Origin of the sequence: Bradyrhizobium sp. CCGUVB1N3 (assembly GCF_024199925.1) — a bacterium.
Classification (GTDB): Bacteria; Pseudomonadota; Alphaproteobacteria; order Rhizobiales; family Xanthobacteraceae; genus Bradyrhizobium.
Genome location: NZ_JANADR010000001.1, coordinates 3,774,340 through 3,801,338, shown reverse-complemented (window position 1 = coordinate 3,801,338; position 26,999 = coordinate 3,774,340). Strand labels below are relative to the sequence as shown.

Below are 26,999 nucleotides of genomic sequence, written 5' to 3'. Positions count from 1 at the left end.
AGGGGTTAGACTTCTCGAATGTGCGTCGTGATCCTGGCGCGCGTCGATAGATTGTGCGGAGCAGCAGGGACGGTTGCGCCGCTACGGGCTGAGGACAAGGATCGTAGCAGCAGGGTTGCTCAGAAGGGCGGTCTGCAGGGGAGGATTTGTATGGCTACAATTGAAAGCGCAGGAAGACTGGCGGGCGCCGGCGCGGGCATTCTCGATCGCGAGCACACGGTCGCGAAGGCTGGCTTCAATCGCTGGCTGGTGCCGCCGGCCGCGCTCTGCATCCATCTCTGCATCGGCATGGCCTATGGCTTCTCGGTGTTCTGGCTGCCGCTGTCGCGCGCCATCGGCATCAGCCAGAGCAAGGCGTGTCCGGACATTTCGCTGTGGCAGGAACTCTTCACCACGACTTGCGACTGGAAGGTCGCGAGCCTGGGGTGGATGTACACGCTATTCTTCGTGCTGCTCGGCGTTTCCGCGGCAATCTGGGGCGGATGGCTCGAACGCTCCGGTCCACGCAAGGCGGGCGTCGTCGCCGCCTGCTGCTGGGGCGGTGGTCTTTTGATCGGCGCCTTCGGCGTTTACGTCCACCAGCTCTGGATCATGTGGCTCGGCTGCGGCGTGATCGGTGGTGTCGGTCTCGGCCTTGGCTACATCTCGCCGGTGTCGACGCTGGTGAAATGGTTCCCAGATCGTCGCGGCATGGCGACGGGCATGGCGATCATGGGTTTCGGGGGAGGCGCCATGATCGGTGCGCCGCTCGCCAACCTCCTGATCAACTATTTCAAGACACCGACTTCGGTTGGCGTCTGGGAGACGTTCGTCGCGATGGGCGTCATCTACTTCGTCTTCATGATGATCGGTGCCTTTGCCTATCGCGTCTCGCCGACGGGCTGGCAGCCGGAAGGCTGGACGCCGCCGAGCGAAAAGAAGTCAATGATCACCGAGCATCACGTGCATCTGAACAATGCGCACAAGACGCCTCAGTTCTGGCTGATCTGGTGGGTGCTCTGCTTGAATGTGTCGGCGGGCATCGGCGTGATCGGCATGGCATCGCCCATGCTGCAGGAGATATTCGCAGGCAAGCTGATTGGCCTGCCCGACCTGACCTTTAGCCAGCTCTCGGCCGAACAGAAGACGGTCATCGCAGGAATCGCAGCGGGCTTCGCCGGCCTGTTGTCGCTGTTCAACATCGGCGGCCGGTTCTTCTGGGCGTCGCTGTCCGACTATATGGGCCGCAAGAACACCTACTACACGTTCTTCCTGCTCGGCATCGTGCTCTACGCGTTGGCGCCGACGTTTGCGGCGATGGGCTCTAAGCTGCTCTTCGTGCTCGGCTTCGGCATCATTCTCTCGATGTATGGCGGGGGCTTTGCGACCGTGCCGGCCTATCTCGCCGACATGTTCGGCACCCAGTTCGTCGGCGCCATCCACGGAAGGCTGCTGACGGCCTGGTCGACGGCGGGCATCATCGGCCCGGTGGTGGTGAACTACATCCGCGAGTTCCAGCTCGCGGCCGGCGTGCCGCGCGATCAGCTCTACAACACCACCATGTATATCCTCTGTGCGATGCTGATCGCGGGCTTGATCTGCAACTATCTGATCAAGCCGGTCGATCCGAAGTGGAACATGAGCAATGAGGAGGTCGCCAAGCTCCAGGCCGCGAGCGCCAAGAGCGAAGCCAGCATCCAGCATGGTTCGTTCGGCATCGGCAAGGGCGGGCTTGATGTCAGGGCCGTGCTGTTCTGGGCTTTCGTCGGCGTTCCGCTGGCCTGGGGCGTGTGGAAGACGCTGGAGAGCGCAGTCAAGATCTTCTGACCGTCTCATGAAATTGCCGCGGGGGCGCGCGACATGCGCGCGTTCCCGCGGCCTCGTTTTCTCGATCGATTGAAAAGAACATCCGGGGGATATCGATGGTTCGCAAACTCGTTTGTGTTGCCGCCGCGCTGATCGTGGCGGGCGCAATGCACTCCGCTTCCGCACAGACCGCGCCGGCGCCCGCCGCGACGACCGACGCCAAGCCGTCCGGAAAGATCAAGCTGACGGTGCAGAAGCTGAAGGACATGAAGGCCAAGTGGTCCGCCAACAAGCCTAAGCTCAAGACCTGCCGTGCCGAGGTCAAGGCCAAGGGCCTCGCCGGTGACGACCGCTGGTTCTACATTGAAGACTGCATGGGCAAGAGCTGAAGAGCCGCTTAGGCTTTGCAAAGCCGTGAATCGGTTTGCGTTGGGGGCATGAAGCGTCGGCTACATGCCCCTTAACTGCTTCAGTGAACGACAAGAATTGTGTTGGCATCTGGCATGCCAGAGATTAAGATTGGAGCTATTCTAAAGTAGGGACCAAGACGCATCGATGAGCCACGACGTGCACCAGGTCCGCTCGTTCGAACATCCGGGCGAGGGACGGAAGCGAGCCAAGGCCACGCCCAAGGGGCGGCAGGTCGACCCGACCGCCGCGCACGAGATCGAGCAATTGCTCGGCGACAGGCCGCGCCGGCGCGACCTGCTCATCGAATATCTCCACCTGATCCAGGACAAGTATCACCAGATCTCGGCCGCGCATCTTGCCGCGCTTGCCGACGAGATGAAGCTCGCCTTCGCCGAGGTGTTCGAGACCGCGACCTTCTATGCGCATTTCGACGTCGTGAAGGAGGGCGAGCCCGACATCGCGCCGCTCACCATCCGCGTCTGCGATTCCCTGACCTGTGCAATGTTGGGCGGCGAAAAGCTGCTCGAGGACCTCCAGAGCGCGAGCGGCCCCGGCATCCGCGTGGTGCGCGCGCCCTGTGTCGGCCGCTGCGACACCGCGCCCGCCGCCGAGGTCGGCCACAATTTCGTCGACCACGCCACAGTCGGGAACGTGCTGGCGGCAGCGAAGGCCGGCGACACGCATGCGCATCTGCCGAAATATGTCGACTACGACGCCTATGTCGCCGCCGGTGGCTACAAGCTGCTGAACCGCCTACGCTCCGGCGAAATGCCGAAGGAGGATCTGCTGAAGGCGCTCGACGATGCGTCGCTGCGCGGCCTCGGTGGCGCTGGCTTTCCGACCGGACGCAAATGGCGCGCGGTGTTAGGCGAGCCCGGTCCGCGGCTGATGGCGATCAATGGCGACGAGGGCGAGCCCGGCACGTTCAAGGATCGCTATTATCTCGAAACCGATCCGCATCGTTTCATCGAGGGCATGCTGATCGGCGCCCATGTGGTCGAGGCCACCGACGTCTACATCTATCTGCGTGACGAATATCCCGCCGGCCGCGAGATTCTCGAGCGCGAGCTCGCAAAGCTGCCGGCCAGCGGTCCGACGCTGCACATGCGGCGCGGCGCCGGTGCCTATATCTGCGGCGAGGAATCCTCGCTGCTCGAAAGCATTGAGGGCAAGCGCGGCCTGCCCCGGCACAAGCCGCCATATCCGTTCCAGGTCGGCCTGTTCGGCCTGCCGACGCTGATCAACAATATCGAGACGTTGTGGTGGGTGCGCGACATCGTCGAGAAGGGCGCCGACTGGTGGAAGAGCCACGGCCGTCATGAGCGCCATGGTCTGCGCAGCTTCTCGGTCTCGGGTCGCGTCAAGAGCCCCGGCATGAAGCTCGCGCCATCAGGCATCACCGTGCGCGAGCTGATCGACGAATATTGCTGCGGCATGGCGGACGGCCACACGTTCTACGCCTATTTGCCGGGCGGTGCGTCCGGCGGCATCCTGCCGGCGTCGATGGACGACATCCCGCTCGATTTCGGGACGCTGGAAAAGTACGGCTGCTTCATCGGCTCTGCCGCGATCGTGATCCTGTCGCAAAAGGACAGCGTCAGGTCTGCCGCGCTGAACCTGATGAAGTTCTTCGAGGACGAGAGCTGCGGCCAGTGCACGCCGTGCCGTGTCGGAACCCAGAAGGCGGCACTCTTGATGCAGCGGCCAGTCTGGAACCGTGCCCTCCTGGACGAATTGAGCCAAGCGATGCGCGATGCCTCGATCTGCGGGCTCGGACAGGCGGCATCGAATCCGCTTACATCCGTGATCAAATATTTCCCTGACGAGTTCAAGGAAGCGGCCGAATGACCAGGATTACGTTCGAGCTCGACGGCAAGCAGGTCGAAGCTGTTCCCGGCGAGACCATCTGGCAAGTCGCAAAACGTCAGGGCCGCGATATCCCGCATCTCTGCTATTCACCGGCGCCCGATTATCGACCCGACGGCAATTGCCGCGCCTGCATGGTCGAGATCGAAGGCGAGCGCGTGCTCGCCGCCTCCTGCAAGCGCACGCCGTCGGTCGGCATGAAGGTCAAGACCGAGAGCGCCCGCGCGGTCGCGGCGCAGAAGATGGTGATGGAGCTGCTCGTTGCCGACCAGCCGGCGCGCGAGACCTCGCACGATCCGGATTCGAAGTTCTGGAACTGGGCCGAGGCGACTGGCGTCACCGAGAGCCGCTTCCCGGCCGCCGAGCGCTGGGAGACCGACGCCAGCCATCCGGCGATGCGCGTCAATCTCGATGCCTGCATCCAGTGCGGCCTGTGCGTGCGCGCCTGCCGCGAGGTGCAGGTCAACGACGTCATCGGTATGGCCTACCGCAATGCCGGCGCCAAGATCGTGTTCGACTTCGACGATCCCATGGGCGAGTCCACCTGTGTGGCCTGCGGCGAATGCGTGCAGGCCTGCCCGACCGGCGCCCTGATGCCGGCCGTGATGCTCGACGAGAACCAGACCCGCGTCACCTATGCCGACAGGAAGGTCGATTCGCTCTGCCCGTTCTGCGGTGTCGGCTGCCAGGTGACCTATGAGGTCAAGGACGAGAAGGTGATCTATGCCGAGGGTCGCGACGGCCCCGCCAATCACAATCGTCTTTGCGTCAAGGGCCGCTTCGGCTTCGACTACATCCATCATCCGCATCGCCTCACCAAACCGCTTGTGCGGCTGCCGAACGCGAAGAAGGACGCCAACGATCAGGTCGATCCCGCTAACCCCTTCACCCATTTCCGCGAGGCGTCGTGGGAGGAAGCTCTCGACATCGCGGCCAAGGGCCTAGTCAAGATCCGCGATACCAAGGGCGTGAAGGCGCTGGCCGGCTTCGGCTCGGCCAAGGGATCGAACGAAGAGGCCTATCTGTTCCAGAAGCTGGTGCGCACCGGCTTCGGGTCGAACAATGTCGATCACTGCACCCGGCTGTGCCACGCCTCGTCGGTGGCGGCGCTGTTCGAAGGCCTGAGCTCGGGCGCCGTGTCGGCGCCGTTCTCTGCCGCGATGGACGCAGAAGTGATCTGGGTGATCGGCGCCAACCCGACGGTGAATCACCCGGTCGCCGCGACCTTCATCAAGAACGCGGTCAAGCAGAATGGCGCAAAACTCTTCGTCATGGATCCGCGCAGGCAGACGCTGTCGCGTCACGCCACGAAGCATTTGCAGTTCAAGCCCGGCTCCGACGTCGCGATGCTGAATGCGATGATCAACACGATCATCACGGAAGGCCTGACCGACGACCAGTACATCGCCGGTTACACCGAGGGTTTTGAGGACCTGAAGGAGAAGATCAAGGAATTCACGCCGGAGAAGATGGCGCCGATCTGCGGCATCCCGGCACAAACCCTGCGCGAGGTCGCCAGAACCTACGCGCGTGCAAAATCCTCGATCATCTTCTGGGGCATGGGCATCAGCCAGCATGTCCACGGCACCGACAACGCACGCTGCCTGATTGCGCTCGCGCTGATCACCGGCCAGGTTGGCCGTCCCGGCACGGGCCTGCATCCGCTGCGCGGCCAGAACAACGTGCAGGGCGCGTCCGACGCCGGTCTGATCCCGATGTTCCTGCCCGACTATCAGCCGGTCGGCCGCGACGACATGCGCGGCAATTTCGAGAAGCTGTGGGGCCAGGAACTCGATCCCGTCCGGGGCCTCACCGTGGTCGAGATCATGAACGCGATCCACGCCGGCGAGATCAAGGGCATGTATGTCGAGGGCGAGAACCCCGCGATGTCCGATCCCGATCTCCAGCACGCGCGCCAGGCGCTGGCGATGCTCGATCACCTCGTGGTGCAGGATCTCTTCGTCACGGAGACCGCGTTCCACGCCGACGTCATCCTGCCGGCCTCGGCGTTCGCGGAGAAGGACGGCTCGTTCACCAACACCGATCGCCGCGTGCAGCTTGCGCGCCAGGTCATCAAGCCGCCGGGCGATGCGCGGCAGGATCTCTGGATCATCCAGGAGGTCGGCAAGCGGATGGGGCTGCCGTGGAATTATTCGGGCCCCGGCGACGTCTACACCGAGATGGCGGAGCTGATGCCGTCGCTCAAAAACATCAGCTGGGAGCGGCTGGTGCGCGAAGGCGCCGTCACCTATCCGGCCGACGATCCGAACAAGCCGGGCAACGAGATCATCTTCACCACGGGCTTCCCGACCGCGAGCGGCCGCGGCAAGATCGTGCCGGCCAAGGTCATTCCGCCGGACGAGTTGCCGGACGACGAATACCCGATGGTGCTCTCGACCGGCCGAGTGCTCGAACACTGGCACACCGGCTCGATGACGCGCCGCGCGCAGGTGCTCGACCAGATCGAGCCCGAGGCGGTGGCGTTCATGTCGCCGAAGGACATGCGCAAGAAGAAGCTTGCACCCGGTGACTTCATTCGCCTGGAGACCCGCCGCGGCGCAGTCGAGGTCAAGGTCCGCTCCGACCGCGACGTGCCGGAGAACATGGTGTTCATGCCGTTCTGCTACGCGGAAGCAGCCGCCAACCTCCTCACCAACCCGGCGCTCGATCCCTTCGGCAAGATTCCTGAGTTCAAGTTCTGCGCCGCGCGTGCCGAACGCGTCGAGATGCGCGACGCGGCGGAGTAGGGCTTAGCCGTCTTTTCGCGGCACCGTGCCTGCCAAATCCTCGGTGTCGTCCCGGCGAAGGCCGGGACCCAAACCGCGTAGTTTATCGACTGGGGGCGGTGCTAGTCCCGAACGACCAGTCTTCGCCAAACCACTCCCTGTGGTTATGGGTCCCGGCCTTCGCCGGGACGACGGCTGAGCGTGTGGTAGTTTGTGTGCGCACACCGCCATTGCGAGCGCAGCGAAGCAATCCAGAAGTTTCCCCTCGGTGATAGTCTGGATTGCTTCGTCGCTTCGCTCACCGCGACGACAGTGCTAAACGATGGCACATGTCCAAAGTCACTCCTGCCACGCGCGTACTTTCTGCTGCCGGTGTATCCTTCACCGTCCACGCCTACGACTATGATCCCGACGCTGAGAGCATCGGGCTTCAAGCTGCTGCCGCGCTTGGTGAAGATCCTGCGCGGGTGTTGAAGACGCTGATGGCGCTTGTCGACGGCAAGCCGGTTTGCGTCGTCGTTCCTTCCGACCGGGAAGTCTCGATGAAGAAGCTCGCGGTGGCCGCGGGCGGCAAGTCGGCACAGATGATGAAGCCGCTCGAGGCCGAGCGCGTCACCGGCTTCAAGGTCGGCGGCATCAGCCCGTTCGGGCAACGGCGCGCGGTGAAGACCATCATCGACGAGGGCGCACTCGCGCACGACCTCGTCTACGTCAATGGCGGACAGCGCGGCTTGCAGGTGCAGCTCAGCCCGAGCGATGTGCGCGACGTGTTGAAGGCCACGGCCGCGGATGTGCTAGCTTGATCAGCGCGAGACCAAGCCGGCACCTGTCCGATCATCCGAGCCATATGAACGGGAATGTCCCATCGGGATGGTCGGTTGGTTGCGGCGCACGGACGTGCGATGCAGGCGTTTCGCCGGTCCGATAGGCATGTGCGGCTGGCCGCGTCGGCGCAACTCGCGCGCCGACGATCGGACGGGCCGTTGCCGCAACCGGAGCGGCGGCAAATGCTACTGTGCCGACCACGAGCGCTGTCAGTGTCAGGACAGCGGCGTACGGCTTGCGGACAGTCATGGAAAGTCTCCTTGCAGCGGTACCAGCAGGCTCCGACAGCCCGCCGTTCATCCCTGAGATCGCGACGGCCGCGATCTCATTCCCACAAGGTTTCGTGATCGATCGTTTCGGTGACGTCTCGCTATTGTTTCTGCAAGAGTTTCAGTCGGCACCGCAGCGCTTCGCGAATATGTGCGCGCGCCAGGTTTTCGGCCTTGTCGCCGTCGCGGGCGGCAATGGCGTTGATGATGGCCTGATGCTCCCTGTGACTGGTCGAAGGCCGGCCGGTGACGGAGAACGTGGTCGGGCCGAGCAGCGCGATCCAGTCCTGGAGCTCCTTCGATGCATTGTCGAGATAGCGGTTGCGCGCGGCGCGGCAGATCGCCTCGTGGAAGGCGCGGTTGAGCCGTGCCATCTCGGCAGCATCGCCGGAGTGTTCGGTAAAGGCCCGCTCGATATCGGTCATCGCGTCGATCTCGGTGCGCGAGGCGTGCTCGGCGGCGAGCCGGGCGGCGGCGCCCTCTAGGATCTCGCGCATGGCGTAGAGCTCGAGCACCTCGGAAATGTCGAGATTGCGGACGATCACCCCGCGGCCCGCGGCCGGTTGCACGAAGCCGCGCGCGGCGAGCCGCCCCAATGCTTCGCGCACCGGCGTGCGGCTGACGTTGAGCCGCTGCGCGACCTCCTCCTCCCGCAAGCGATCGCCGGCGCGATAGCTGCCGGCCTGGAGTGCCTCGCAAAGCGAGCGGAACACGGCCTCGCCGAGCGCCACGCCGGAACCGCGATCGATCGATCCGCTTGTCTTTGCCGAGCGCCTGGCCATGCTCTCTCCCGATCCCGGCGCATCGTTACCATGCAAAGCGGAACGTTGCGCAATACTTGTATATCTTTGTATACAAACGTGCGCAACGGCGGTAGCGTCGGGAAAACATGGAATGGCTCCAGCTCTGGGAACCTGGCAGGCGGCATGAGCAGAAAATACGACGTGCTGGTGATCGGCGGCGGCAATGCGGCGCTCTGCGCGGCGATTGCCGCGCGTCGCGGCGGTGCCTCGGTCGTCGTGCTGGAAGGCGCGCCTAAATTCTATCGCGGCGGCAATACCCGCCACACCCGCAACATGCGCTGCGCCCATGACGCCGCGACCGAGATCTTGACCGGCCCCTATACCGAAGAGGAGTTCTGGAAGGACCTGCTGCTGGTGACGGGTGGACGGACCGACGAGGAGCTCGCGCGCCACATGATCCGGGAGTCCAAGGACATCCTGAACTGGATCGTGGAGCAGGGTGTGCGATGGCAACCCTCGCTCGGCGGCACGCTTAGTCTCGGGCGTACCAACTCCTTTTTTCTCGGCGGCGGCCGGGCGATGCTCAATGCGCTGTACCTCACCGCCGAGCAGCTCGGCGTCGAAATCCACTATGACGCCGAGGTCACCGATCTCGTCGTCGAGGGCGGCATGTTTCTGGCCGCGCGTCTCAAGCGGCCGATCGACGGCGTAAACGAGATCCGCGCGACCTCGCTGGTCGCCGCCGCCGGCGGCTTCGAGGCCAACATCGAATGGCTGAAGGAATATTGGGGCGATGCCGCCGACAATTTCCTGATCCGCGGCACGCCCTATAACCGGGGTTCGATCCTGAAGATGCTGCTCGCCAAGGGCGTGCAGGAGATCGGTGATCCGACCCAGTGCCATGCGGTGGCGATCGATGCGCGGGCCCCCAAGTTCGACGGCGGCATCATCACGCGGCACGACTCCGTCGTGTTCGGCATCGTCGTCAACAAGCATGCCGAGCGCTTCTACGACGAGGGCGAGGACATCTGGCCGAAGCGCTACGCGATCTGGGGTCGGCTGGTCGCAGCGCAGCCGGACCAGATCGCCTACATCATCTTCGATACGACCGTCGCCACGAGCTTCATGCCGACGCTGTTTCCGCCGATCGCCGGCGCGACCGTTGCGGAACTCGCCGGAAAGCTCGAGCTCGATCCCGTAGCGCTGGAAAAGACGGTCGCCGATTTCAACGCCGCGGTGCGGCCCGGCACCTTCGATCATACGATCCTCGACGATTGCCGCACCGAGGGCATCACACCGGCGAAGACGCATTGGGCGCGGCGGATCGAGACGCCACCCTATCTCGCCTATCCGGTGCGGCCCGGCATCACCTTCACCTATCTCGGCACGCGCGTGAACAAGGAGGCGCGCATGCTGATGAAGGGCGGCAGGCCCTCGGCCAACATGTTCGCGGCCGGCGAGATCATGGCAGGCAACGTGCTCGGCAAGGGTTACGCCGCGGGCATCGGCATGACCATCGGCAGCGTGTTCGGGCGGATCGCAGGACGGGAAGCGGCGAAACATGCACGGAACTAGGATTCTCGACGAAGCCGACCGACTGATGACGGTCTGCAATTCCTGCCGCTACTGCGAAGGCTTGTGCGCGGTGTTTCCCGCGATGGAGATGCGCCGTGCATTTTCAGACGGCGACCTCAACTATCTCGCCAATCTCTGTCATGCCTGCGGCGCCTGCTACGTCGATTGCCAGTTCTCGCCGCCGCACGAGTTCAACGTCAACGTCCCGAAGACGCTCGCCGTTGCGCGCGCGGAGTCCTATGCAGCCTATGCCTGGCCGCGGGCGCTGTCCGGCGTGTTCGCACGCAACGGTCTCGTCATCAGCGTCATGGCCGCGCTCAGCATGGCCGCGTTCATCCTCGGCTTTGCGGCCGCGCACGAACGTGACGTGCTGTTCGGCGTTCACACCGGCCCCGGCGCCTTCTACAAGCTGATGCCGCACAATGCGATGGCGGCACTGTTCGGTGCCGCGTTCCTTTACGCGATCCTGGCGCTGGTGATGAGCGTTCGCACGTTCTGGCGCGACATCGGCGCGCCGATCGGCGGCCGCGCGGATGGTGGCTCGATCTTTCAGGCGATCCGCGATGCCGGCGAGCTCCGCTATCTCCATGGCGGCGGCGTCGGCTGCTACAATGAGGACGACCGTCCGACCGATCGGCGCAAGCTCTACCATCACCTTACATTCTACGGCTTCCTCTTGTGCTTTGCCGCGACATGCGTCGGCACGCTCTATCACTACCTGCTCGGACGTGAGGCGCCTTATCCGTGGTGGGATTTGCCGGTCGTGCTCGGTACGCTCGGCGGCATCGGCCTCGTCGTCGGGCCTGTCGGTCTGTTCGCCGCCAAGATGCGGCGAGATAGCGAGCTGCTCGACGAGGGCCGCTACGGCATGGATGTCGGCTTCATCGCCATGCTGTGCCTGACCGGCATCACGGGCCTCGTGCTGCTTGCCTTACGCGAAACTGCTGCGATGGGCCCGCTGCTCGCGCTGCACCTCGGCGCGGTGTTCGCGCTGTTCATCACCATGCCCTATGGCAAGTTCGTGCACGGCATCTACCGTTTCACGGCCCTGGTGCGTTACGCGCAGGAGCGGCGGCAAGCCGGCTAGCCTTGCGGCTCACGCCACCTCGCGCCGTCGTAGCTCGGCGGGTGCGATCTCGAAGAATGCCGCATCGAACGGCCGCGGAGGCCCGATCGCGTAACCTGCTGGCGCACGCCGCGGAACGTCCAGGCGCCATTTACCCGGTTGAAAGCTCTCGGAGTTCCGCGAGGTTCAGACCAGCACGGCCTTGCGCACGCGACCGGCGTCGCCGAAGACGCGCAAATACCGTTCGATCTCGGACGGCATGCCGGTGGCCTTCTCCGGATTGTCGGAGAGCTTGACGGCCGGTTGTCCATCGACCGACGACACCTTGCAGACCAGCGAGATCGGATCGAGATTGACCGAGCCGTCCGGCGGGCAGCCGACGAAATCATTGGTGAGGTTGGTGCCCCAGCCGAAGGAAAGGCGCACCCGGCCTGAGAAGTGATGATAGGTCTCCTCGATCGAGCCGACATCCATCGCGTCGGAAAAGACGAGCAGCTTGTCCCTGGGATTGCGGCCCTTCTTCTCCCACCATTTGATGATCTCTTCGCCGGCCTGGATCGGCGGCGCGCTGTCCGGGCGGAAGCCGGTCCAGTCGGCAACCCACTCCGGCGCATCGCGCAGGAAGGCTTTGGTGCCGAAAGCGTCGGGCAGCGCGATCAGAAGGTTGCCGCCATAGGTCTGGCGCCACTGGTCGAGAACGCGATAGGGCGCGAAGCGCAACTCCTCGTCGTCCTTGGCGAGCGCGGCCGCCACCATCGGCAGCTCGTGCGCATTGGTACCGATCGCCTCGAGATCATTGTCCATGGCGAGCAGGACGTTGGAGGTGCCGATGAAGGATTGCCCGAGCCCTTCCTTCACCGCCTCCACGCACCAGCGCTGCCAGAGGAAGCCGTGGCGGCGGCGCGTGCCGAAGTCGGACAGCCTCAGGTTTTCGAGTTGGCGCAGCCGCTCCACCTTGGTCCACAGCTTGGCCTTGGCGCGTGCATAGAGCACGTCGAGCTCGAAACGGCCGCGGCCCTTGATCGCCGCGCGCGAGCGCAGCTCGTTGAGGATCGCGAGCGCCGGGATCTCCCACATCGTGGTGTGGGTCCAGGGTCCGTGGAAGTGCAATTCGTACTGGCCCTCGACCTTGCGCAGCTCGTATTCGGGCAAGCGGAATTCGGCGAGCCAGCGGATGAAGTCGGCCGAGAACATGTGGGTCTTGCCGTAGAAGGTGTTACCGGCAAGCCAGATCAGCTCCTTCTTGGTGAAGCGGATGGTGCGGGCGTGGTCGAGCTGGGCGCGCAGCTCGCCCTCGTCGATGATCTCGGCAAGGCGCACATGGCGCGAGCGGTTGATGACCGAAAATGTCACCCTCTGATCCGGGTAGAATTCCCGAATCATCTGTAACATCAACAGCTTGTAGAAGTCGGTATCGAGCAGGCTGCGGACGATCGGGTCCAGCCGCCAGCTGTGATTATAGGTTCGGCTCGCAATATCGGTCACGGTCATGGCCGAATTCTAGCGTGGCTGATGCGGCGCAACCAGTGGGTTTGGCGGGGGGCAGGGCGCCCCCTGTTCATGCCCCCGCGGCGGTCGTGGCGACCGTCTCGAGCTGGCTGCGGATCCAGCGATGAGCCGGATCCTTCTGGTAACGCTGGTGCCAGACCATGAACATCGGCAGCTCGGCGAGCGTCCTTGCGCGCGAGGCGAGCGGAATGTGCACATGCGCGAAGTCGCGCATCAGGCCGTCCGCAAGCAGGCTGGGCATGCTCGCCAGCATGTCGGAGCCGTGCAGGAAAGACGGCACGCCGGAGAAGCTCGGTACTGATATCGCGATGTCACGGTGGAAGCCGTTTGCTGCAAGCCTACGGTCGAAGTCGAGCCGCTCGTTGTCGGTATAGACCACGGTGACGTGGCGTGCGGCCAGATAGGCATTGCGCGTCGCCGGCGCCGAACGCGCAGTTCGGTCGTAGTAGCAGACGTAGTGATCTCTGAGCAGGCGCTTCTGCACGATGTCGATGCCGGACGGCGGCAGCGGGCTGATCAGGAGGTCGCAACGGTTCTCGCGCAACATGGCAGGCGAGGGTGATTGCGAGGGGATCACGCGCAGATTCAGGCTCTTTACCTGGGCTGCGACATGACCGAAGAAGCGCGGCAGCAACAGGTCGCGCTGGAAATCATTGGCGGCGATCGTCAGCGACAGGTGCGCAGCTTTCGGCTCGAAAGTGACGCCGCCGGCAAAGCTCCGCATCTCATCGATCAGTGCGCGCGCCTTGGCGGCCAGTGCCTGGGCGTGCGCGGTAGCGACGATGCCGCGGCCGGATTTGGCGAACAGGGGATCGCCGGCGATGCGCCGCAGCTTTTTCAGCCCATGGCTGACCGCGGATTGGGTGAGGCCGAGCCGGGTCGCGGCCGCCGTCACCGAACCTTCTTCCAGCACGGCGAGGAACAGCGACAGCGAGTGGCCGTCGAGGGCCAAATGATCGATTTCCTTCATGCAATACATTATAATTCATCTATTTATCTTGAGAATAGGCCGGCGCATCCTCTCCCGATAAACCGCGCGCCCGACCGGGCGCCAGAGGGAGACAACGCCAGATGATCGCCCAGGCCGCTCGTATCGCAGCCGCGCAGGACGCCACCCGCCTCAACCGCCCCGAGCCGTTCACGCCGCCGCTTGGCGATGGCGGCTTCTTCCAGCGCGACCGTTCCATCCATCCGCCGGCGCACGCACCCGGCTACAAATCCTCGGTGCTGCGCTCGCCACGCCAGTCGCTGCTCTCGCTGGAGAACTCGATCTCGGAGATCACCGGCCCGGTGTTCGGTCACAACGACCTTGGGCCGCTCGATAACGACCTGATCCGCAACTACGCCAAGGACGGCGATCCGATCGGCGAGCGCATCATCGTGCACGGCCGGGTAATGGACGAAACCGGCCGCGGCGTGCCGAACACGCTGGTCGAGTTCTGGCAGGCCAATGCCGGCGGCCGCTACCGGCACAAGAAGGACACCTATCTGGCGCCGGTCGATCCGAACTTCGGCGGCTGTGGCCGCGCGCTGACCGACGACAGCGGCTACTACTACTTCCGCACCATCAAGCCCGGCCCCTATCCTTGGCGCAACTACGTCAATAGCTGGCGCCCGGCGCACATCCACTTCTCGGTGTTCGGATCGGGCTTCGCGCAGCGGCTGATCACCCAGATGTATTTCGAGGGCGATCCCCTGATCCCGGTCTGCCCGATCCTCACGACGATCCCGGACAAGGACGCGATCGACCGTCTCGTCGCCCCGCTCGATCTCAATGCCAGTACGCCGTTCGACTCACTCACCTACCGCTTCGACATCGTGCTGCGCGGAGCGCGCTCCACCTATTTCGAAAATCGCCCGGAAGGAAACTAAAGTCATGGCGCAGCCGCTCAACTACCTCAAGGAAACTGCCTCCCAGACCGCCGGGCCCTACGTCCATATCGGACTGATCCCGGGCATGGCCGGCTTCGACATCTTCGAGAAGAACTTCTCCAACGTGCTCGTTACGCCGAACACCAAAGGCGAGCGCATTACGCTGGAGGGCCGCGTGCTCGACGGCAGCGGCACGCCGCTGCGCGACGTGCTGCTGGAGATCTGGCAGGCCAATGCTGCCGGCCGCTACAACCATCCGGCCGACCGCTCGGCCGGCGCACTGGACGAGGACTTTCGCGGCTGGGGTCGCGCGGGTTCGGATTTCGACAGCGGGCGGATCACCTTCGAGACGATCAAGCCGGGCGCGATCACCGATAAAGCGGGACGCAAATGTGCCCCGCACGTCAATGTCTGGATCGTCGCCCGTGGCATCAATATCGGGCTCAACACGCGGCTCTACTTCTCGGATGAAGAGGCCGCCAATGCCGCTGACCCCGTGCTCAATCTGATCGAGCAGCCGGTGCGGCGGTCGACCCTGATCGCTGAGCGCAGCGAGCGCGCCGGCAAGGTCGTGTACTCCTTCACGATCAATCTACAGGGGCCCGAGGAGACTGTGTTCTTCGACGTGTAATAGTCCTCGATATCCACGAAGGCCGGCATCATCGGATGGTGAGGCCGGCCTTTTGCTGAGGCCCCCGCGGCTGATCACCATTCCCGTAATCCGCCCGAGCCGATACGATGGCTTATTCTGGGGCCGGAGGAGGGCCATGGGAAAGCGCGCGAGGGCAGGCGGGCCGAGCAAATCGGGCAGCCGCACGGCGAAGACGAAAAAGCGACGCAGCGCGCCGAAGGCGTCGCGCGCCGCCGTTTCCGCGCGGGCAAAACCTGGAGCAACGCAGCTTGCTCTCGAGCTCCAGGAAGCGAGTGAGCGGCAGGCCGCGACGGCCGAGGTCCTGAGCCTCATCTCGGAGCCGGGCGCCGGAACGACATTCCGCATCATCGTGCCGCGCGAAGCGCCGTAGGAATTCGCTGCAAAATGAATGGGGGCCGTTTGACCCGGACCTCCTTCCGTCGCGCAGAGCAACGTTGTCGAGCGCTCCGAAGACGGCTATCGGCCTTTGTTTAGACCAAATTTCGCCAAACTGGTATTGGCCCTTAAGCGCCGGGGCAGGACTGTTCAATATGGAGTCCTGCATGTTTAAGCCTGTTCTTATTGCGTCTATTCTTATCGTGACCGGTTCGATCGCTTCGGAAGCACGTCCTTCCCGCGCCAACACGGCACCGGAATGCAACGTGACGATGCCGTGCGACTTCTCATTTTCTCAAGTTCGTCACGAGAGAGTTTCGTTGGACACGCGACCAACGCACCTCGGGATGCGAGGAGCAGTCGCTGGCGCTCCAGCCGCCGCGACAGAGGTGAATGTTGCTGGCACCCAGATCGTCGGCGGTCGCCCGTCCGGATGCCCGCGGAGCTTCTGCGGCTGCGGCGCGGCCTTGCATGTCTTCGGCCGGATCGTCCCGGAATTGAACCTTGCGGCCAATTGGCTGCGCTTCCCACGGACATCGCCCGCACCGGGAATGGTTGCGGCCCGACGCGGACACGTCTTTGTTCTGGAGCAACACCTTCAAGGCGACATGTGGATGGCGTACGATGCCAACTCAAGTCGACGCTCGACGCGAATTCACGCGCGGTCACTGCGCGGCTATACCGTCGTCAACCCGCACGCGACGTAACGGCAATTAGGTCGTCAAATCGCTCCCTCGCAATTGTCATTCATCGCCATGTAGCTGCGCGCGAAAAGCGCGCGGCGAAAGTCCGGTCGCGGCGGCGTAGACCCGGCTGAAATAGGCGGGATCCTCGAAGCCGAGCGCGTAGGCGATCGTCGACACCGGCAGGTTGGTGTAGACGAGGTTGCGCCGAGCCTCGCGGATCAGCCGGTTGAGGATCAGATGCGAAGCGGTATCTCCAGTAGCGGTGCGTGTGATCCGGTTGAGATGGGTCGGCGTCACCGACAGCGCCTTGGCATAGTCGGCAACGCTCCAGCGTTCGAGATGGTGCGCTTCCAGTAGCGCCTCGAAGCGGCGGAACAAGTCGGAATCCGCCGAGCCGGTGCCGCTGCTCCTGCCGGCGAGTTCGCGTGCCACGAGGCCAATCGCCGCCGCCGACAGCGCGCGCAGCACATGCGCGCGGCCGAAGTTGCGGCCTGCGTGCTCGGCAAAGATCTGCTTCATGGTGGTGCGAATCTGCGGCGTGCCGCGCACCACGGCCGATTGCGACAGCGCGGTGCGCAGGCCTTCCGAGGCGAGCAGCGCCTCGTCGAGAATTTCGGCTGCGATCGTCAGCACCCAGCCTTGAGTGTCAGGCACGAAGCGGAAGCCGTGGACGTGGCCGACCGGCACGTTGACGATCTGCATCGGCTTCAGCGACACCACGCGCCCGTCGAGTGTCGCCTCGCCGCCGCCGCGCTCGATCAGCAGCACCTGGTGCAGCCGCGCGTGGCGGTGCACGGCCAACGTCCAATCATGCAGCACAGAGCGGGAGGCGATGGTCTCGCAATGCACGACGTCGGGCAGATCGCCGGATTCGCCGAACAAATTGTAGACCTTGATGGCCGATGTCGAGGGGGCAGGGGGCATGTTCGAATTGTACAAGATAAAGGCCGATCCCTCCATCCGTTTGCCGCGCGAAATCTGCGAAAAACTCGCAAACGGGAGGACGGGAAAATGAAGGTTCAGGTCTGCATCATCGGCGGCGGCCCGTCGGGGCTGCTGTTGTCCCAACTCCTGCACCTGAAGGGCATCGACACGGTCGTGCTGGAGAAATACAGCCGCGAGCACGTGCTCGCCCGCATCCGCGCCGGCGTGCTGGAGCACGGCTTTGCCAAGCTGATGCGCGAGGCGCAGTGCGGCGAGCGGATGGATCGTGAAGGCGAGATCCACAAGGGGTTCGAGATCGCCCATGACGGCGTGCTCTCGTATATCGACCTCCACAAACATTCCGGGGGCAATTCGGTGTTGGTCTACGGCCAGACCGAGCTGACGCGCGATCTCTACGAGGCGCGCGACCGTCTCGGCGGCACGGTCGTGCACAATGCCGAGGACGTCACGCCGCACGATCCGAAGTCGGACAAGCCGTTCGTGACCTACCGTGCGGACGGGCAGACCATCCGCGTCGACTGTGACTACATCGTCGGCGCCGACGGCTTCCACGGCGTCAGCCGCAAGTCGATCCCGAGGGACGTCTTGCGCGAATACGAGAAGGTCTACCCGTTCGGCTGGCTCGGCGTCCTGTCACGCACCAAGCCGGTCTCGCCGGAATTGATCTATGTGAAGCACGAGCGCGGCTTTGCACTCTGCTCGCTGCGCTCGCAGGTGCTCAGCCGCTACTACATCCAGGTGCCGCTGACCGACAGGGTGGAGGACTGGCCGGACGAGGCGTTCTGGGCCGAGCTCAAGCGCCGTTTGCCGGACGAGGTCGCCGCGCACCTGATCACCGGACCATCGATCGAGAAGAGCATCGCGCCCCTGCGCAGCTTCGTTGCCGAGCCGATGAGCTATGGTCGGCTGTTCCTCGCGGGCGATGCTGCCCACATCGTGCCGCCGACCGGCGCACGCGGGCTCAACAGCGCAGCCTCCGACATCTACTATCTCTATCACGCGATGCTCGCCCATTATCAGAAGGGCGACGATTCCGGGCTTGAGGGCTATTCGGCCAAGGCGCTGGCGCGGATCTGGAAGGCGCAACGCTTCTCCTGGTGGATGACGATGATGCTGCATCGTTTCCCCGACCGGATCGACTACGAGGACAGGCTGCAGCAGACCGAGCTGGAATATTTGTTCTCCTCCGAGACGGCGCAGCGCCTGCTCGCGGAGAATTACGTCGGGCTGCCGTTTTAGGGCGCGCCGGCCTATTTGGCTCTTCTGACGGTGGATGGTTCAGCAGGTTATGTGAAAAAGTCCAATCTTCCTGGCATGCGAGTGGTTGAACGTACGAATTGCCTTGGGGGTCGGCTCGAGCAGGACTGCACAACCCTTTCTCGCAAAGAACGCCTCCGCTTCCGGCGATAGATGCACATTGCCCATCTGGCCCGTCCCAAGAATGAGCTGCTCGCATCCGTCTTCAAAGACGAACTTCGCCTCGTCCTTCGAAAGGACGTGCGAGGTGCCGTAGTACTTCTTCGACAGCTTTTTCTTCCGCTTTGCCACTTCGCCTGACAGACGAATGATCACGTCGTGTTCATAGGTCTTGCCGTCAATCGTGATCGTGCCGAACGTCGTGCCTTCGATTTCCATAGCCTGACCTCCTCATGATGTCGGCACAAAGTCTCGCGTCAGCTTCGGTGGACGAGCCGGGTATCGATGTCAGAAGCGCCCGTTGATCGCACCTCCTTGAGGCGCCGATCGCCGGGCGCCGAAATCACGGCTCGCCAACCCGCTGGACTCTGCGCAGGCCTGTCTGGCTCCGAAGCCGCTTACGGCAGCTCAGATATCAGCTTGGCCCACTCGGCCTCTGTCCAGGCGCGTGAGGTGCTGGTGCGCACATTGCCGAGGGAGCCGAGCGCAAGCGCGAATTTTGTGATGTGGTCACCGAGCGGTGCTTCGGCGACAACCAGAATGTCATGCGTGCCGGAGGTGAGATAGACCTCCTTGATCTCGACACCGACTTTCCTGGCAAGCGCCTTCGCTGCTTCGCTGCGCTTGGGGGCATCCTTGACATTCCGAATTCCCTGGTCGGTCCAGTTGATCGTCAGTATGAATGTCGCCATGTCGATCCTCCCTGAGATACACGTGCGCCTGCCTGCCGGGCGCGGCAGGCCAACTTGCTTCATGTTGAAATTGAGGGAGCGCCACAAAGGTCGGCGCTGCTTTCAGACTGCGATGCCTGCCGACGGCCTACTCGCTGCCCATTCCGGCAACCGGCGACGTCGGCCCGTCCCGTCTCGAAGGGCAGCTCGCTACACACTACGTCATGTCATGGGCCTGAAAAAGAGGGCTCTCCGGGTTGTGACCGGCGGCACGCGACGAGGCGCGACTGCCGACCGGCCTGGCGGGCCGCTATTTTCCTTCCAGAGTGTTGACCGGCGTCCAGTCCGGCGAAGGCGGGTTGGCGGCGAGTTCCTTGGCGCGCTTTGCAAACAATGTTGACGGGGCATCGGTCGCAGCGAGGTGGTCGAAGCAAGCTGCGGCCCTAGCGAATTCGCGCGCCCGCCAATACGCAAGCCCCTCGGCATAGCCCGTCGCCGTCTTCGCTTGCTCCGCCGTTTCCGCGCCTTGTGCGGCTAGCGGCTCATAGACCCTGATCGCCTCGTCGCGGCCCTTGACACGGATGGCGTCGAGCTCGCGCCAGACGAAGCCGTCGGCGGTTTGCGCGACCGTCATTTCGGAGGCCACGATCGAGGTCGCAAAGTACTTGTTGGCGCCTTCGAGGCGCGAGGCGACGTTCACGGTATCGCTCATGACGGTGTAGTTGAAGCGGCGGCGCGAGCCGATATTGCCGACCACGGCCTCGCCAGTGTTGAGGCCGATGCGGTGCGCCAGGCTTTCGAAGGCGGCATGGCTGCGGTTGAGCTCGTCGAGCCGCGTGTTGCAGGCAAGCGCGGCACGGACGGCATTGCAGGCGTGGTCGGGATCGGCGACCGGGGCGCCGAACACGGCCACGATGGAATCGCCGATATATTTGTCGACGTAGCCGCCATGGCTTTCGATGACCTCGGTCATGGCGGAGAGATACTCGTTCATGAGGGCGACCAGCTCGCCGGGCGTCATCTTTTCGGCGATCGAGGAGAAACCGGCGAGGTCCGAGAAGAACACGGTGACGTTGCGCATCTCGCCGCCGAGCGCCGGCATCTTGCCGGAAGCCACCATGCCCTCGATCACCTGCGGGGCGAGGTAGAGCGCAAAGCTCCTGCGCAGGAAGCGTTCATCGCGATCGGCGATGACGAAACGGTAGCCGATCATCACGGCGCCGGCCGCAAGCCCTGCGAGCGCCGGCTCGGTCAACGGCAAGGCCTGTGCGCGAACGAACAGGCTTACCGCGCAAGCGGTGTAGACGGCCATGATCGCAAGGTAGGCGAGCATCGCGCGGCCTGGCGAAAGCAGGCAGGAAGCGAATGCGATGATTCCCGCGATGGCGATCGTGAGAATCGTCCGCATGGGGAAGCCGAGCTCGCTCACCGCATCGCGTTCCATCAGGTTGCGCACGACGGTCGCATGCACGAATACGCCGGCGATGTCGCTGCGCGCCACAGGCGCCGGCCGTGAAGGGGCGGGCAGCGCACAGCGCGGCGCGGGCGTCCCGTCATATCCACCGGCAAGACGTAGCGAGGTCAGCTTGCGGTCGTCGACGTTGACCACGCTGCCGAGAATGACGACCTTGCCATCGAAGGCGCGGTGGAAGAACTCGCCGTCGCCTTTCTCCACGCAGGCGCGCAAATCCGCAAAAGAAAACTTCGGAACATTGTGGCCGACGCCGCGGAAATTGAGCGTCAGCGTGTTCGGCTCGGCGCTAGGGATCGCATAGCCGGCGAGCGCCGTGCTGCCGTCCGGCGCAAGCTCTGGCCTTGCGCCGAGGGCGCGCGCGGCGAGCTCGACGGCCATCGTGGGGACCTGTTTGCCGTCGATCGAAAAGCTCAGCGGCATTCGCCGGATGACGTCGTCGGGGTCGGTGTTGACGTTGAGCGCGCGGATATTGCCCCTCACCGCCAATTGCTGCGCGCGGTCGGGAAAGTCGGGACGGTTGTTGCTCACGATCGCGCCAAGCACGAGCTTGCCGGCATCGGACGCTTTGCGCAAGGCGATCAGGAAGTCCCGGTCGAAACCCTTCATGCGAGCGCCGAGTGGCGCGTCGCCGAAGGGAATCTCCGACTGCTCGATCGAGCTCGGAAAGATCACGTCGAAGCCGATCACCTTGGCCCCGCCGTCGACCACGGCGCCGATCAGGCGTCCGACTTCACGCGTCCAGGTCAGCGTCGGCGACCCCTTGAACGGGGGCGTGTCATAGGTTTCGTCGTCGATCGCGATGACGACGACGGGTGAGGCGGCGGCATCGCGACGATCGCTGAAAAGCGTCGCGCGCAGCGCCGTCAAGATGTCGAGCGAAAGGCCTTGCAACCTGTTGAGAGGCGGCGAGGTGAAGACGGCGCCGACGAGCAGCGCGATCAAGACCGCCGCAACGATGTCCCGCCTGCCGATCCCTCGCATCGCGCCGTCGCGCGCCGCCTATTCGAGCCGCAGCAGCCGACCGACGATCGGCGTCGCAGACGAAGTCGCGTGAGCATCGACCTGGAAGGTAAAGCGCCGCGCGCCCAAAACGGCGAGATAAGTGCCGCCGGCGGTCAGCGTCTTGCCGGCCTTTGCGAAGTCGTAGAACTTGCCGGCCACCAGACCATCGCTCTTCAGCGGTACGGTGATCGTGGGCTCCTTGCCGTCCGTGCGCTCGATGACCAGCGTGCTGCCGCTCTTGGCCTGGACCAGCGGCGAGACCCCGTAGATCGTGGGCAGCTTTGCCGGCGCGCCCTTCGCGTCCGAGCGCATGGTGCGGAAGGTCGTCGCCGCGCTCTGGTTGGCCTCGCGCTCGGAGAGCTGCGCGGCGTTGGCGTCGCAGGGCACCTTGACGCGCTGGACGTCACCGAGCTGCACCGAGCTCTGCTCGGCGCCGACGAGGACGACCCCGCCGGTGATGGTCTCGCGCCAGCATGATTTGAGATAGCCGAGCACCAGCGTGCCCTTTGGGCCGAGCTTGATGACCTTGCCGGGCGCCACGTAGTCCATGAACTCGACGCCGTCGACCTTACCCTGCACGTCCTCGACGATCGCGGCCGGAGTTTCGGCCCACACGGGCGCCGCAAGGCAAAACACGCCGGCCATGGCACCGATCAGGCGTCTCATGTGCTTTCTCATCCAATTCAAAAGGTCCCTGGTGTCCCCGCATAGCAGGGGACGGCCGCAGGAAATGTGACCAGAATCACTCTTGTTATTGGTGCACTTTATTTGGGATAGGTTCAATGCGAAGCACGCAGGGCGTGATGCGGCCCGATCGGCCGGGAAGCCGTTTGGAGGCCGCCGTCAAAGCTGCCGATCGATGAGTTCGCCGACCGGCACGCCCAGCGTCTGCGACGGATACTCGCCGAACATCGCGCGGTAGTAGTGCGAGAACCGTCCGAGCTCGTAGAAGCCCTGCTGCATTGCGACGGTTGCCACCGTCGTCGAGCCGGGAATGCTTTCGCGCAGGATCGAGTGGATGGCGCACAGGCGCTTGTGGCGCAGGAAGGTCACCGGACCGACGCCGAACACTTCGTTGAAGGCGCGATGCAGCGAGCGACGCGGCACAGCAAGCGCGACGCAAATCTCAGAGATATGGACCGGACGGGTCCCGGCTTCGTCCAGAAAATCCTCGACCTTTCGGATGATCCGTCGCGCCGACGGCAAGCGTGCGTTTCCGTCCGGCGGCAATGAGGACAGGACAGTTATCCCCATGCATTCGGCGATTGATCGCTTCCAGAACTCGGCGGATGATGCAGAGAGGGCGCCGTCATGCGTGCCGAGCTGGAGCACGATCCGGCTCAGCCGGGACGCGGCGACGTGGCCGACGTCGAGATCGGCGCGAAAGTGGTTCTTGTGGCGCCAGCTTTCGGGATCGGCAAGCCGCGGCTCGCCGCCGAAGATCGAGGCGACCTCATCGAGGTCGAGCCGCATCGCCGCATAAGCGGAGGCGCCGTGGAAAATGCCGTCATGCTCGACCAGCGGCGGCATGACCAGCACGTCGGTCGGCCGCATATCGAACGACCAGTGATTGACCCGGTCTTCGGCCGTCAGCAGCATGCCGACGATCAGCTTGTCGTCGCTGGAGATCCGCTGCGTCCGCATGCCGACGTTGAAGGAGCCGATGCTGAGCGAAAAGTCGCCAATGCCCACATGAGACAAGGTGCCGCGGAGCCTGCCGCGCCCGAGCTGCATCACGTCGACATGGGTCCCGTGGACGGCCTGATGCAGCCCTTCGAAACCGTCGAGCCTTCGCGAATCAACCAGTAGATGTGTCCCCATTCCGTCAGCGTGATGCCGAAGCATGTTGATTCTGCGGCAAGTTGCAGTCCTGTGTCATCACGGCGGCGCGACAAACCGACTTCCGAAGTTGAGGAAAATCTTCCTTGAATTCCACACGAAGGAACTTGGAGTTGCGCGGAGGCGCTCGGAAAATCTCGCGTCCTGCGCTAATGCGCGGCGTCTGCACGCGACGCGTGCTGGCACGATCTGCACATCACAGCGCGCGAAAGTTGAGTTAGCCTTTGCAACCTCAATGATATTCGTCGCGATCCTCCGCCGAGAGCGGATCACGCGCCGCAAGGCCGGCTGCGTGCGCAGTGACGCGCGCGTGGAAAAAAGGAGGGCAGGAGCCGTCGGCTCTTCGAACCTCCGGCAGACATGGGAACTCGAGCAATGTGCCGCCTGAGACGCGCAAGCCGCAGCTGTCGAAATCCCCGGATCACCCCGCCCTAAGGCAGTGGGAACGATGTGGAGTCTGACCATGTTGCGGGTGGACACGGACCACTGCGTGTGGCGGCCGGACGACACGCGGACCGGCGAGATGGTGTTCATCTCCGGCGGCACCTTCCTGATGGGATCCGATCACGACTATCCCGAGGAGGCGCCGAGCCACCGCGTCTCAGTCGACGGCTTCTGGATCGATCGCACGCCGGTGACCAACCGGCAGTTCAAGGAGTTCGTCAACGCGACTGGCCACGTCACCGAGGCCCAGATCGTTCCTGACGCGAAGGACTATCCCGGCGCGGTGCGCGACATGCTCTATGCCGGCTCGCTGGTGTTCTCGCCGCTGCCGCGCATCACCGATCTCAGGGACTGGAGCCAGTGGTGGACCTTCATGCGGGGCGCCAACTGGCGGCATCCCTATGGTCCGAAGAGCAACCTCCGGGGGCTCGACGATCATCCGGTCGTCCACGTCTCCTATAGCGACGCGTTCGCCTATGCGCGCTGGGCCGGAAAGGATATTCCGACCGAAGCGGAATGGGAGTTCGGGGCGCGCGGCGGGCTCGAGGGTGAGGAATACGCCTGGGGCAACACGCTGACGCCGGGCGGCAGGCACATGGCCAGTGTCTGGCAGGGAAGCTTCCCTGTCCAGAATCTCGGCGAAGATGGGTTCGAGCGTACCTCGCCGGTCATGGCCTTTCCCCCGAACGGCTACGGTCTCTACGACATGATCGGCAATGTCTGGGAGTGGACCTCGGACTGGTGGTCGCCGCGGCATCAGGCCGACGCGGCCAAGCCGTGCTGCATCCCGCTCAATCCGCGGGGCGGCCGCGAGGAGGCAAGCTTTGATCCATGTCAACCCGAGATCCATATTCCACGCAAGGTACTGAAGGGCGGCTCGCATCTCTGCGCGCCGAACTATTGCCGCCGCTATCGTCCGGCCGCGCGTCACGCCGAGCCGGTCGATACGTCGACGTGTCACGTCGGGTTCAGGTGCGTGGTGAGGTCGCCGCTCGCCCTTCGTCACGAACGAGAAGGAGTTGCTGCAACATAGGAGTATCGAATGAGCAGCGAATTGGAGAACAAGAACAACGAGCCTCGGGCTGACCAGAGGATCAATCGCAGACATCTGCTGCTAGGCACATCGTCGATCGTCGCCGCGGCGACGCTGACCACAGAGGCGCTCGCGCAGGCGCAGAGCGCCACAACGCCCGCAGCAGCGACGTCGGGGCGCAAGCCGAACATCCTCTTCATCATGGGCGACGACATCGGCTGGTTCAACGTCAGCGCCTACAATATGGGAATCATGGGCTATCGCACGCCCAACATCGATCGCATCGGCAGAGAAGGCGCGGTATTCACCGATTGGTATGGACAGCAGAGCTGCACCGCGGGACGGGCGGCCTTCATAACCGGGCAATCGCCGATCCGCACCGGCTTGACCAAGGTCGGCCTTCCCGGCGCCGAGCTCGGCCTCGGGCCACTCGATCCGAGCGTCGCGGACGTGATGAAGACCTATGGCTACGCCACCGGGCAGTTCGGCAAGAACCATCTCGGCGACCGCAACGAGCATCTGCCGACCGTGCACGGCTTCGACGAGTTCTTCGGCAATCTCTATCATCTCAACGCCGAGGAGGAGCCGGAAAATCCCGACTACCCGAAGGACCCGCGCTTCCGCACCCGGTTCGGGCCGCGCGGAGTTCTCAAGTGCAAGGCGAGCGACCGGGATGACCCGAGAGTTGACCCGGCTTTTGGACGAGTCGGCAAGCAGATCGTCGAAAACACCGGCCCGCTCGATTCCAAGCGGATGGAAACGATCGACGAGGAGTTTTTAGCGGCGGCGATCGATTTCATTAAGCGGAAGAACGCCGAGCAAACGCCGTGGCTCTGCTATTTTAACTCGACGCGCATGCACATCTTTACGCATTTGAAGAAGGAATCGGATGGCAAGACCGGCCTCGGCCTCTATCCGGACGGTATGGTGGAGACCGACGGACATGTTGGGCAGCTTCTCAAAGTCCTCGACGATCTCGGCGTCGTCGACAATACGATTGTCGTTTACACAACCGACAACGGCGCCGAGGCTTTCACGTGGCCCGACGGCGGCTCGACCCCCTTCAAGGGTGAGAAGGCGACCAACTGGGAAGGAGCCTTCCGGGTGCCCTGCCTCATTCGCTGGCCTGGAGTGATCAAGCCAGGCAGCATCGTCAACGACTTGTGCGCCCACGAGGATTTCATCCCGACCTTCGCCGCCGCCGCCGGCGAGCCCGACCTTGTCGAGAAGGTCAAGAGCGGCCACGCGTTGAACGGCAGGAATTTCAAGGTTCATCTCGACGGCATGAACCTGATGCCGTTCTTCAAGGGTAGCGCAAAGGAATCCCCGCGCGAGGAGTTTCCTTACTGGAGCGACGACGGCGATCTGATGGCCATTCGCGTTCGAGAATGGAAGATCAGCTTCCTGGAGCAGCACACTGAGATCAACCCGCAGACGCCGCTCGGGGTATGGCAGGGGCAATTCACCAAGCTCCGCGCGCCCGTCATCTATAATTTGCGGGCCGATCCATTCGAGCGGGGCCCCGACAGCATCTTGTATGCCGACTGGCATGCGCACCGGGCCTTCCTGTTGGTTCCGGCTCAGGCCATCGTCACGAAATGGCTCGACAGCTTCAAGGAGTTTCCGCCACGCGCCAAGGCGGCGAGCTTCACCGTCAGCGACGCGATGGACAAGATCACCGTGGGGGTGGCGAACAACAAGTGATGGCAAAGGGTACCGCTTCCTCAGCATCGATCGGATTGTCGAGAGCGCGCAGGAGGACTTTGGCGGCGCGTGGGCGCGCGCCGCCGGCGCGGCGAGAACAAAAGCAAGAGA

24 protein-coding genes are annotated in these 26,999 nt (G+C 63.9%); 14 read left to right on the top strand and 10 right to left on the bottom strand.

Annotated elements, in window-relative coordinates:
- The first annotated feature begins 150 nt into the window (after positions 1-150).
- The 5 genes from NLM33_RS18030 (at position 151) to ybaK (ending at position 7,591) form a co-directional block, all read left to right on the top strand.
- Positions 151-1,806, top strand: coding sequence for an OFA family MFS transporter (locus tag NLM33_RS18030; protein ID WP_254097422.1), 1,656 nt, complete (start codon positions 151-153; stop codon positions 1,804-1,806).
- A gap of 95 nt (positions 1,807-1,901) precedes the next feature.
- On the top strand, positions 1,902-2,174 hold the full coding sequence (locus NLM33_RS18025) for a hypothetical protein (protein WP_254097421.1): 273 nt from the start codon (positions 1,902-1,904) through the stop codon (positions 2,172-2,174).
- Between the two features lie 166 nt (positions 2,175-2,340).
- Positions 2,341-4,044 (top strand): NADH-ubiquinone oxidoreductase-F iron-sulfur binding region domain-containing protein, encoded by a 1,704-nt coding sequence (locus NLM33_RS18020; protein ID WP_254097420.1) that lies wholly within the window; start codon positions 2,341-2,343, stop codon positions 4,042-4,044.
- Positions 4,041-6,809 (top strand): formate dehydrogenase subunit alpha, encoded by a 2,769-nt coding sequence (gene fdhF, locus NLM33_RS18015; protein ID WP_254097419.1) that lies wholly within the window; start codon positions 4,041-4,043, stop codon positions 6,807-6,809. Before NLM33_RS18020 ends, fdhF begins: the two co-directional genes overlap by 4 nt.
- Before the next feature lie 308 nt (positions 6,810-7,117).
- A complete protein-coding gene (gene ybaK, locus NLM33_RS18010) occupies positions 7,118-7,591 on the top strand; it encodes a Cys-tRNA(Pro) deacylase (RefSeq protein WP_254097418.1) in 474 nt (157 codons plus the stop codon).
- Between the two features lie 31 nt (positions 7,592-7,622).
- Here the strand turns inward: ybaK and NLM33_RS18005 are convergent, their stop codons facing one another.
- A complete protein-coding gene (locus tag NLM33_RS18005; protein WP_254097417.1) occupies positions 7,623-7,862 on the bottom strand; it encodes a hypothetical protein in 240 nt (79 codons plus the stop codon).
- 121 nt (positions 7,863-7,983) lie between these two features.
- A complete protein-coding gene (locus NLM33_RS18000; RefSeq protein ID WP_254097416.1) occupies positions 7,984-8,664 on the bottom strand; it encodes a GntR family transcriptional regulator in 681 nt (226 codons plus the stop codon).
- Positions 8,665-8,808: 144 nt separating this feature from the next.
- On the opposite strand from NLM33_RS18000, the gene tcuA reads away from it, so the two are divergent.
- Both tcuA and tcuB read left to right on the top strand, forming a co-directional pair.
- Positions 8,809-10,200 carry an FAD-dependent tricarballylate dehydrogenase TcuA gene (gene tcuA / locus NLM33_RS17995; RefSeq protein WP_254097415.1) on the top strand — a complete coding sequence of 464 codons (1,392 nt, stop codon included), beginning with the start codon at positions 8,809-8,811 and terminating at the stop codon, positions 10,198-10,200.
- Entirely contained in the window at positions 10,187-11,287 is a 1,101-nt protein-coding gene (tcuB, locus tag NLM33_RS17990; RefSeq protein WP_254097414.1) for a tricarballylate utilization 4Fe-4S protein TcuB, read from the top strand. The genes tcuA and tcuB overlap by 14 nt, the downstream gene beginning before the upstream one ends.
- Before the next feature lie 165 nt (positions 11,288-11,452).
- Here tcuB and pncB read toward each other — a convergent pair whose 3' ends face one another.
- Complete coding sequence (pncB, locus tag NLM33_RS17985; protein WP_254097413.1) at positions 11,453-12,757, bottom strand: nicotinate phosphoribosyltransferase; 1,305 nt, start codon at positions 12,755-12,757, stop codon at positions 11,453-11,455.
- 67 nt (positions 12,758-12,824) lie between these two features.
- Positions 12,825-13,754, bottom strand: coding sequence for a LysR family transcriptional regulator (locus NLM33_RS17980; RefSeq protein ID WP_254097412.1), 930 nt, complete (start codon positions 13,752-13,754; stop codon positions 12,825-12,827).
- Between the two features lie 92 nt (positions 13,755-13,846).
- Between NLM33_RS17980 and pcaH the strand changes: the two genes are divergently transcribed.
- The 4 genes from pcaH to NLM33_RS17960 all read left to right on the top strand — a co-directional run bounded on the left by pcaH (position 13,847) and on the right by NLM33_RS17960 (position 16,381).
- A complete protein-coding gene (pcaH, locus tag NLM33_RS17975) occupies positions 13,847-14,647 on the top strand; it encodes a protocatechuate 3,4-dioxygenase subunit beta (RefSeq protein WP_254097411.1) in 801 nt (266 codons plus the stop codon).
- Between the two features lie 4 nt (positions 14,648-14,651).
- On the top strand, positions 14,652-15,278 hold the full coding sequence (gene pcaG / locus NLM33_RS17970; protein ID WP_254097410.1) for a protocatechuate 3,4-dioxygenase subunit alpha: 627 nt from the start codon (positions 14,652-14,654) through the stop codon (positions 15,276-15,278).
- A gap of 136 nt (positions 15,279-15,414) precedes the next feature.
- Positions 15,415-15,669, top strand: coding sequence for a hypothetical protein (locus NLM33_RS17965; RefSeq protein WP_254097409.1), 255 nt, complete (start codon positions 15,415-15,417; stop codon positions 15,667-15,669).
- Between the two features lie 172 nt (positions 15,670-15,841).
- The gene (locus NLM33_RS17960) at positions 15,842-16,381 is read left to right on the top strand and encodes a hypothetical protein (protein WP_254097408.1); all 540 of its coding nucleotides are present in this window, start codon (positions 15,842-15,844) and stop codon (positions 16,379-16,381) included.
- Between the two features lie 36 nt (positions 16,382-16,417).
- Here NLM33_RS17960 and NLM33_RS17955 read toward each other — a convergent pair whose 3' ends face one another.
- A complete protein-coding gene (locus NLM33_RS17955; RefSeq protein WP_254097407.1) occupies positions 16,418-17,320 on the bottom strand; it encodes a helix-turn-helix domain-containing protein in 903 nt (300 codons plus the stop codon).
- A 51-nt stretch (positions 17,321-17,371) separates the two neighbouring features.
- On the opposite strand from NLM33_RS17955, the gene pobA reads away from it, so the two are divergent.
- Positions 17,372-18,544 carry a 4-hydroxybenzoate 3-monooxygenase gene (gene pobA / locus NLM33_RS17950; protein ID WP_254097406.1) on the top strand — a complete coding sequence of 391 codons (1,173 nt, stop codon included), beginning with the start codon at positions 17,372-17,374 and terminating at the stop codon, positions 18,542-18,544.
- A 39-nt stretch (positions 18,545-18,583) separates the two neighbouring features.
- On the opposite strand, the gene NLM33_RS17945 is transcribed toward pobA, so the two are convergent.
- The 5 genes from NLM33_RS17945 to NLM33_RS17925 all read right to left on the bottom strand — a co-directional run bounded on the left by NLM33_RS17945 (position 18,584) and on the right by NLM33_RS17925 (position 23,689).
- Positions 18,584-18,940 (bottom strand): Mth938-like domain-containing protein, encoded by a 357-nt coding sequence (locus tag NLM33_RS17945; protein ID WP_254097405.1) that lies wholly within the window; start codon positions 18,938-18,940, stop codon positions 18,584-18,586.
- A gap of 179 nt (positions 18,941-19,119) precedes the next feature.
- Positions 19,120-19,413 (bottom strand): GYD domain-containing protein, encoded by a 294-nt coding sequence (locus tag NLM33_RS17940; RefSeq protein ID WP_254097404.1) that lies wholly within the window; start codon positions 19,411-19,413, stop codon positions 19,120-19,122.
- A 289-nt stretch (positions 19,414-19,702) separates the two neighbouring features.
- Complete coding sequence (locus NLM33_RS17935) at positions 19,703-21,847, bottom strand: adenylate/guanylate cyclase domain-containing protein (RefSeq protein ID WP_254097403.1); 2,145 nt, start codon at positions 21,845-21,847, stop codon at positions 19,703-19,705.
- Positions 21,848-21,865: 18 nt separating this feature from the next.
- Entirely contained in the window at positions 21,866-22,534 is a 669-nt protein-coding gene (locus NLM33_RS17930) for a hypothetical protein (RefSeq protein ID WP_254097402.1), read from the bottom strand.
- Positions 22,535-22,711: 177 nt separating this feature from the next.
- Positions 22,712-23,689: a helix-turn-helix domain-containing protein gene (locus NLM33_RS17925; RefSeq protein WP_254097401.1), complete on the bottom strand. Its 978-nt coding sequence runs from the start codon at positions 23,687-23,689 to the stop codon at positions 22,712-22,714.
- Between the two features lie 481 nt (positions 23,690-24,170).
- Here NLM33_RS17925 and NLM33_RS17920 point away from each other — a divergent pair, with 481 nt between their 5' ends.
- Both NLM33_RS17920 and NLM33_RS17915 read left to right on the top strand, forming a co-directional pair.
- Positions 24,171-25,184, top strand: a complete 1,014-nt coding sequence (locus NLM33_RS17920) for a formylglycine-generating enzyme family protein (protein ID WP_254097400.1) — start codon at positions 24,171-24,173, stop codon at positions 25,182-25,184.
- Positions 25,185-25,193: 9 nt separating this feature from the next.
- Entirely contained in the window at positions 25,194-26,888 is a 1,695-nt protein-coding gene (locus tag NLM33_RS17915) for an arylsulfatase (protein ID WP_254097399.1), read from the top strand.
- Positions 26,889-26,999 lie beyond the last annotated feature (111 nt).

Bases quoted from the DNA above. Each gene is read 5' to 3' on its own strand.
- NLM33_RS18030 (WP_254097422.1), top strand. From the start codon at position 151: ATGGCTACAATTGAAAGCGCAGGAAGACTGGCGGGCGCCGGCGCGGGC.
- NLM33_RS18025 (WP_254097421.1), top strand. From the start codon at position 1,902: ATGGTTCGCAAACTCGTTTGTGTTGCCGCCGCGCTGATCGTGGCGGGC.
- NLM33_RS18020 (WP_254097420.1), top strand. From the start codon at position 2,341: ATGAGCCACGACGTGCACCAGGTCCGCTCGTTCGAACATCCGGGCGAG.
- fdhF (WP_254097419.1), top strand. From the start codon at position 4,041: ATGACCAGGATTACGTTCGAGCTCGACGGCAAGCAGGTCGAAGCTGTT.
- ybaK (WP_254097418.1), top strand. From the start codon at position 7,118: ATGTCCAAAGTCACTCCTGCCACGCGCGTACTTTCTGCTGCCGGTGTA.
- NLM33_RS18005 (WP_254097417.1), bottom strand. From the start codon at position 7,862: ATGACTGTCCGCAAGCCGTACGCCGCTGTCCTGACACTGACAGCGCTC.
- NLM33_RS18000 (WP_254097416.1), bottom strand. From the start codon at position 8,664: ATGGCCAGGCGCTCGGCAAAGACAAGCGGATCGATCGATCGCGGTTCC.
- tcuA (WP_254097415.1), top strand. From the start codon at position 8,809: ATGAGCAGAAAATACGACGTGCTGGTGATCGGCGGCGGCAATGCGGCG.
- tcuB (WP_254097414.1), top strand. From the start codon at position 10,187: ATGCACGGAACTAGGATTCTCGACGAAGCCGACCGACTGATGACGGTC.
- pncB (WP_254097413.1), bottom strand. From the start codon at position 12,757: ATGACCGTGACCGATATTGCGAGCCGAACCTATAATCACAGCTGGCGG.
- NLM33_RS17980 (WP_254097412.1), bottom strand. From the start codon at position 13,754: ATGTATTGCATGAAGGAAATCGATCATTTGGCCCTCGACGGCCACTCG.
- pcaH (WP_254097411.1), top strand. From the start codon at position 13,847: ATGATCGCCCAGGCCGCTCGTATCGCAGCCGCGCAGGACGCCACCCGC.
- pcaG (WP_254097410.1), top strand. From the start codon at position 14,652: ATGGCGCAGCCGCTCAACTACCTCAAGGAAACTGCCTCCCAGACCGCC.
- NLM33_RS17965 (WP_254097409.1), top strand. From the start codon at position 15,415: ATGGGAAAGCGCGCGAGGGCAGGCGGGCCGAGCAAATCGGGCAGCCGC.
- NLM33_RS17960 (WP_254097408.1), top strand. From the start codon at position 15,842: ATGTTTAAGCCTGTTCTTATTGCGTCTATTCTTATCGTGACCGGTTCG.
- NLM33_RS17955 (WP_254097407.1), bottom strand. From the start codon at position 17,320: ATGGAGGGATCGGCCTTTATCTTGTACAATTCGAACATGCCCCCTGCC.
- pobA (WP_254097406.1), top strand. From the start codon at position 17,372: ATGAAGGTTCAGGTCTGCATCATCGGCGGCGGCCCGTCGGGGCTGCTG.
- NLM33_RS17945 (WP_254097405.1), bottom strand. From the start codon at position 18,940: ATGGAAATCGAAGGCACGACGTTCGGCACGATCACGATTGACGGCAAG.
- NLM33_RS17940 (WP_254097404.1), bottom strand. From the start codon at position 19,413: ATGGCGACATTCATACTGACGATCAACTGGACCGACCAGGGAATTCGG.
- NLM33_RS17935 (WP_254097403.1), bottom strand. From the start codon at position 21,847: ATGCGAGGGATCGGCAGGCGGGACATCGTTGCGGCGGTCTTGATCGCG.
- NLM33_RS17930 (WP_254097402.1), bottom strand. From the start codon at position 22,534: ATGAGACGCCTGATCGGTGCCATGGCCGGCGTGTTTTGCCTTGCGGCG.
- NLM33_RS17925 (WP_254097401.1), bottom strand. From the start codon at position 23,689: ATGGGGACACATCTACTGGTTGATTCGCGAAGGCTCGACGGTTTCGAA.
- NLM33_RS17920 (WP_254097400.1), top strand. From the start codon at position 24,171: ATGTTGCGGGTGGACACGGACCACTGCGTGTGGCGGCCGGACGACACG.
- NLM33_RS17915 (WP_254097399.1), top strand. From the start codon at position 25,194: ATGAGCAGCGAATTGGAGAACAAGAACAACGAGCCTCGGGCTGACCAG.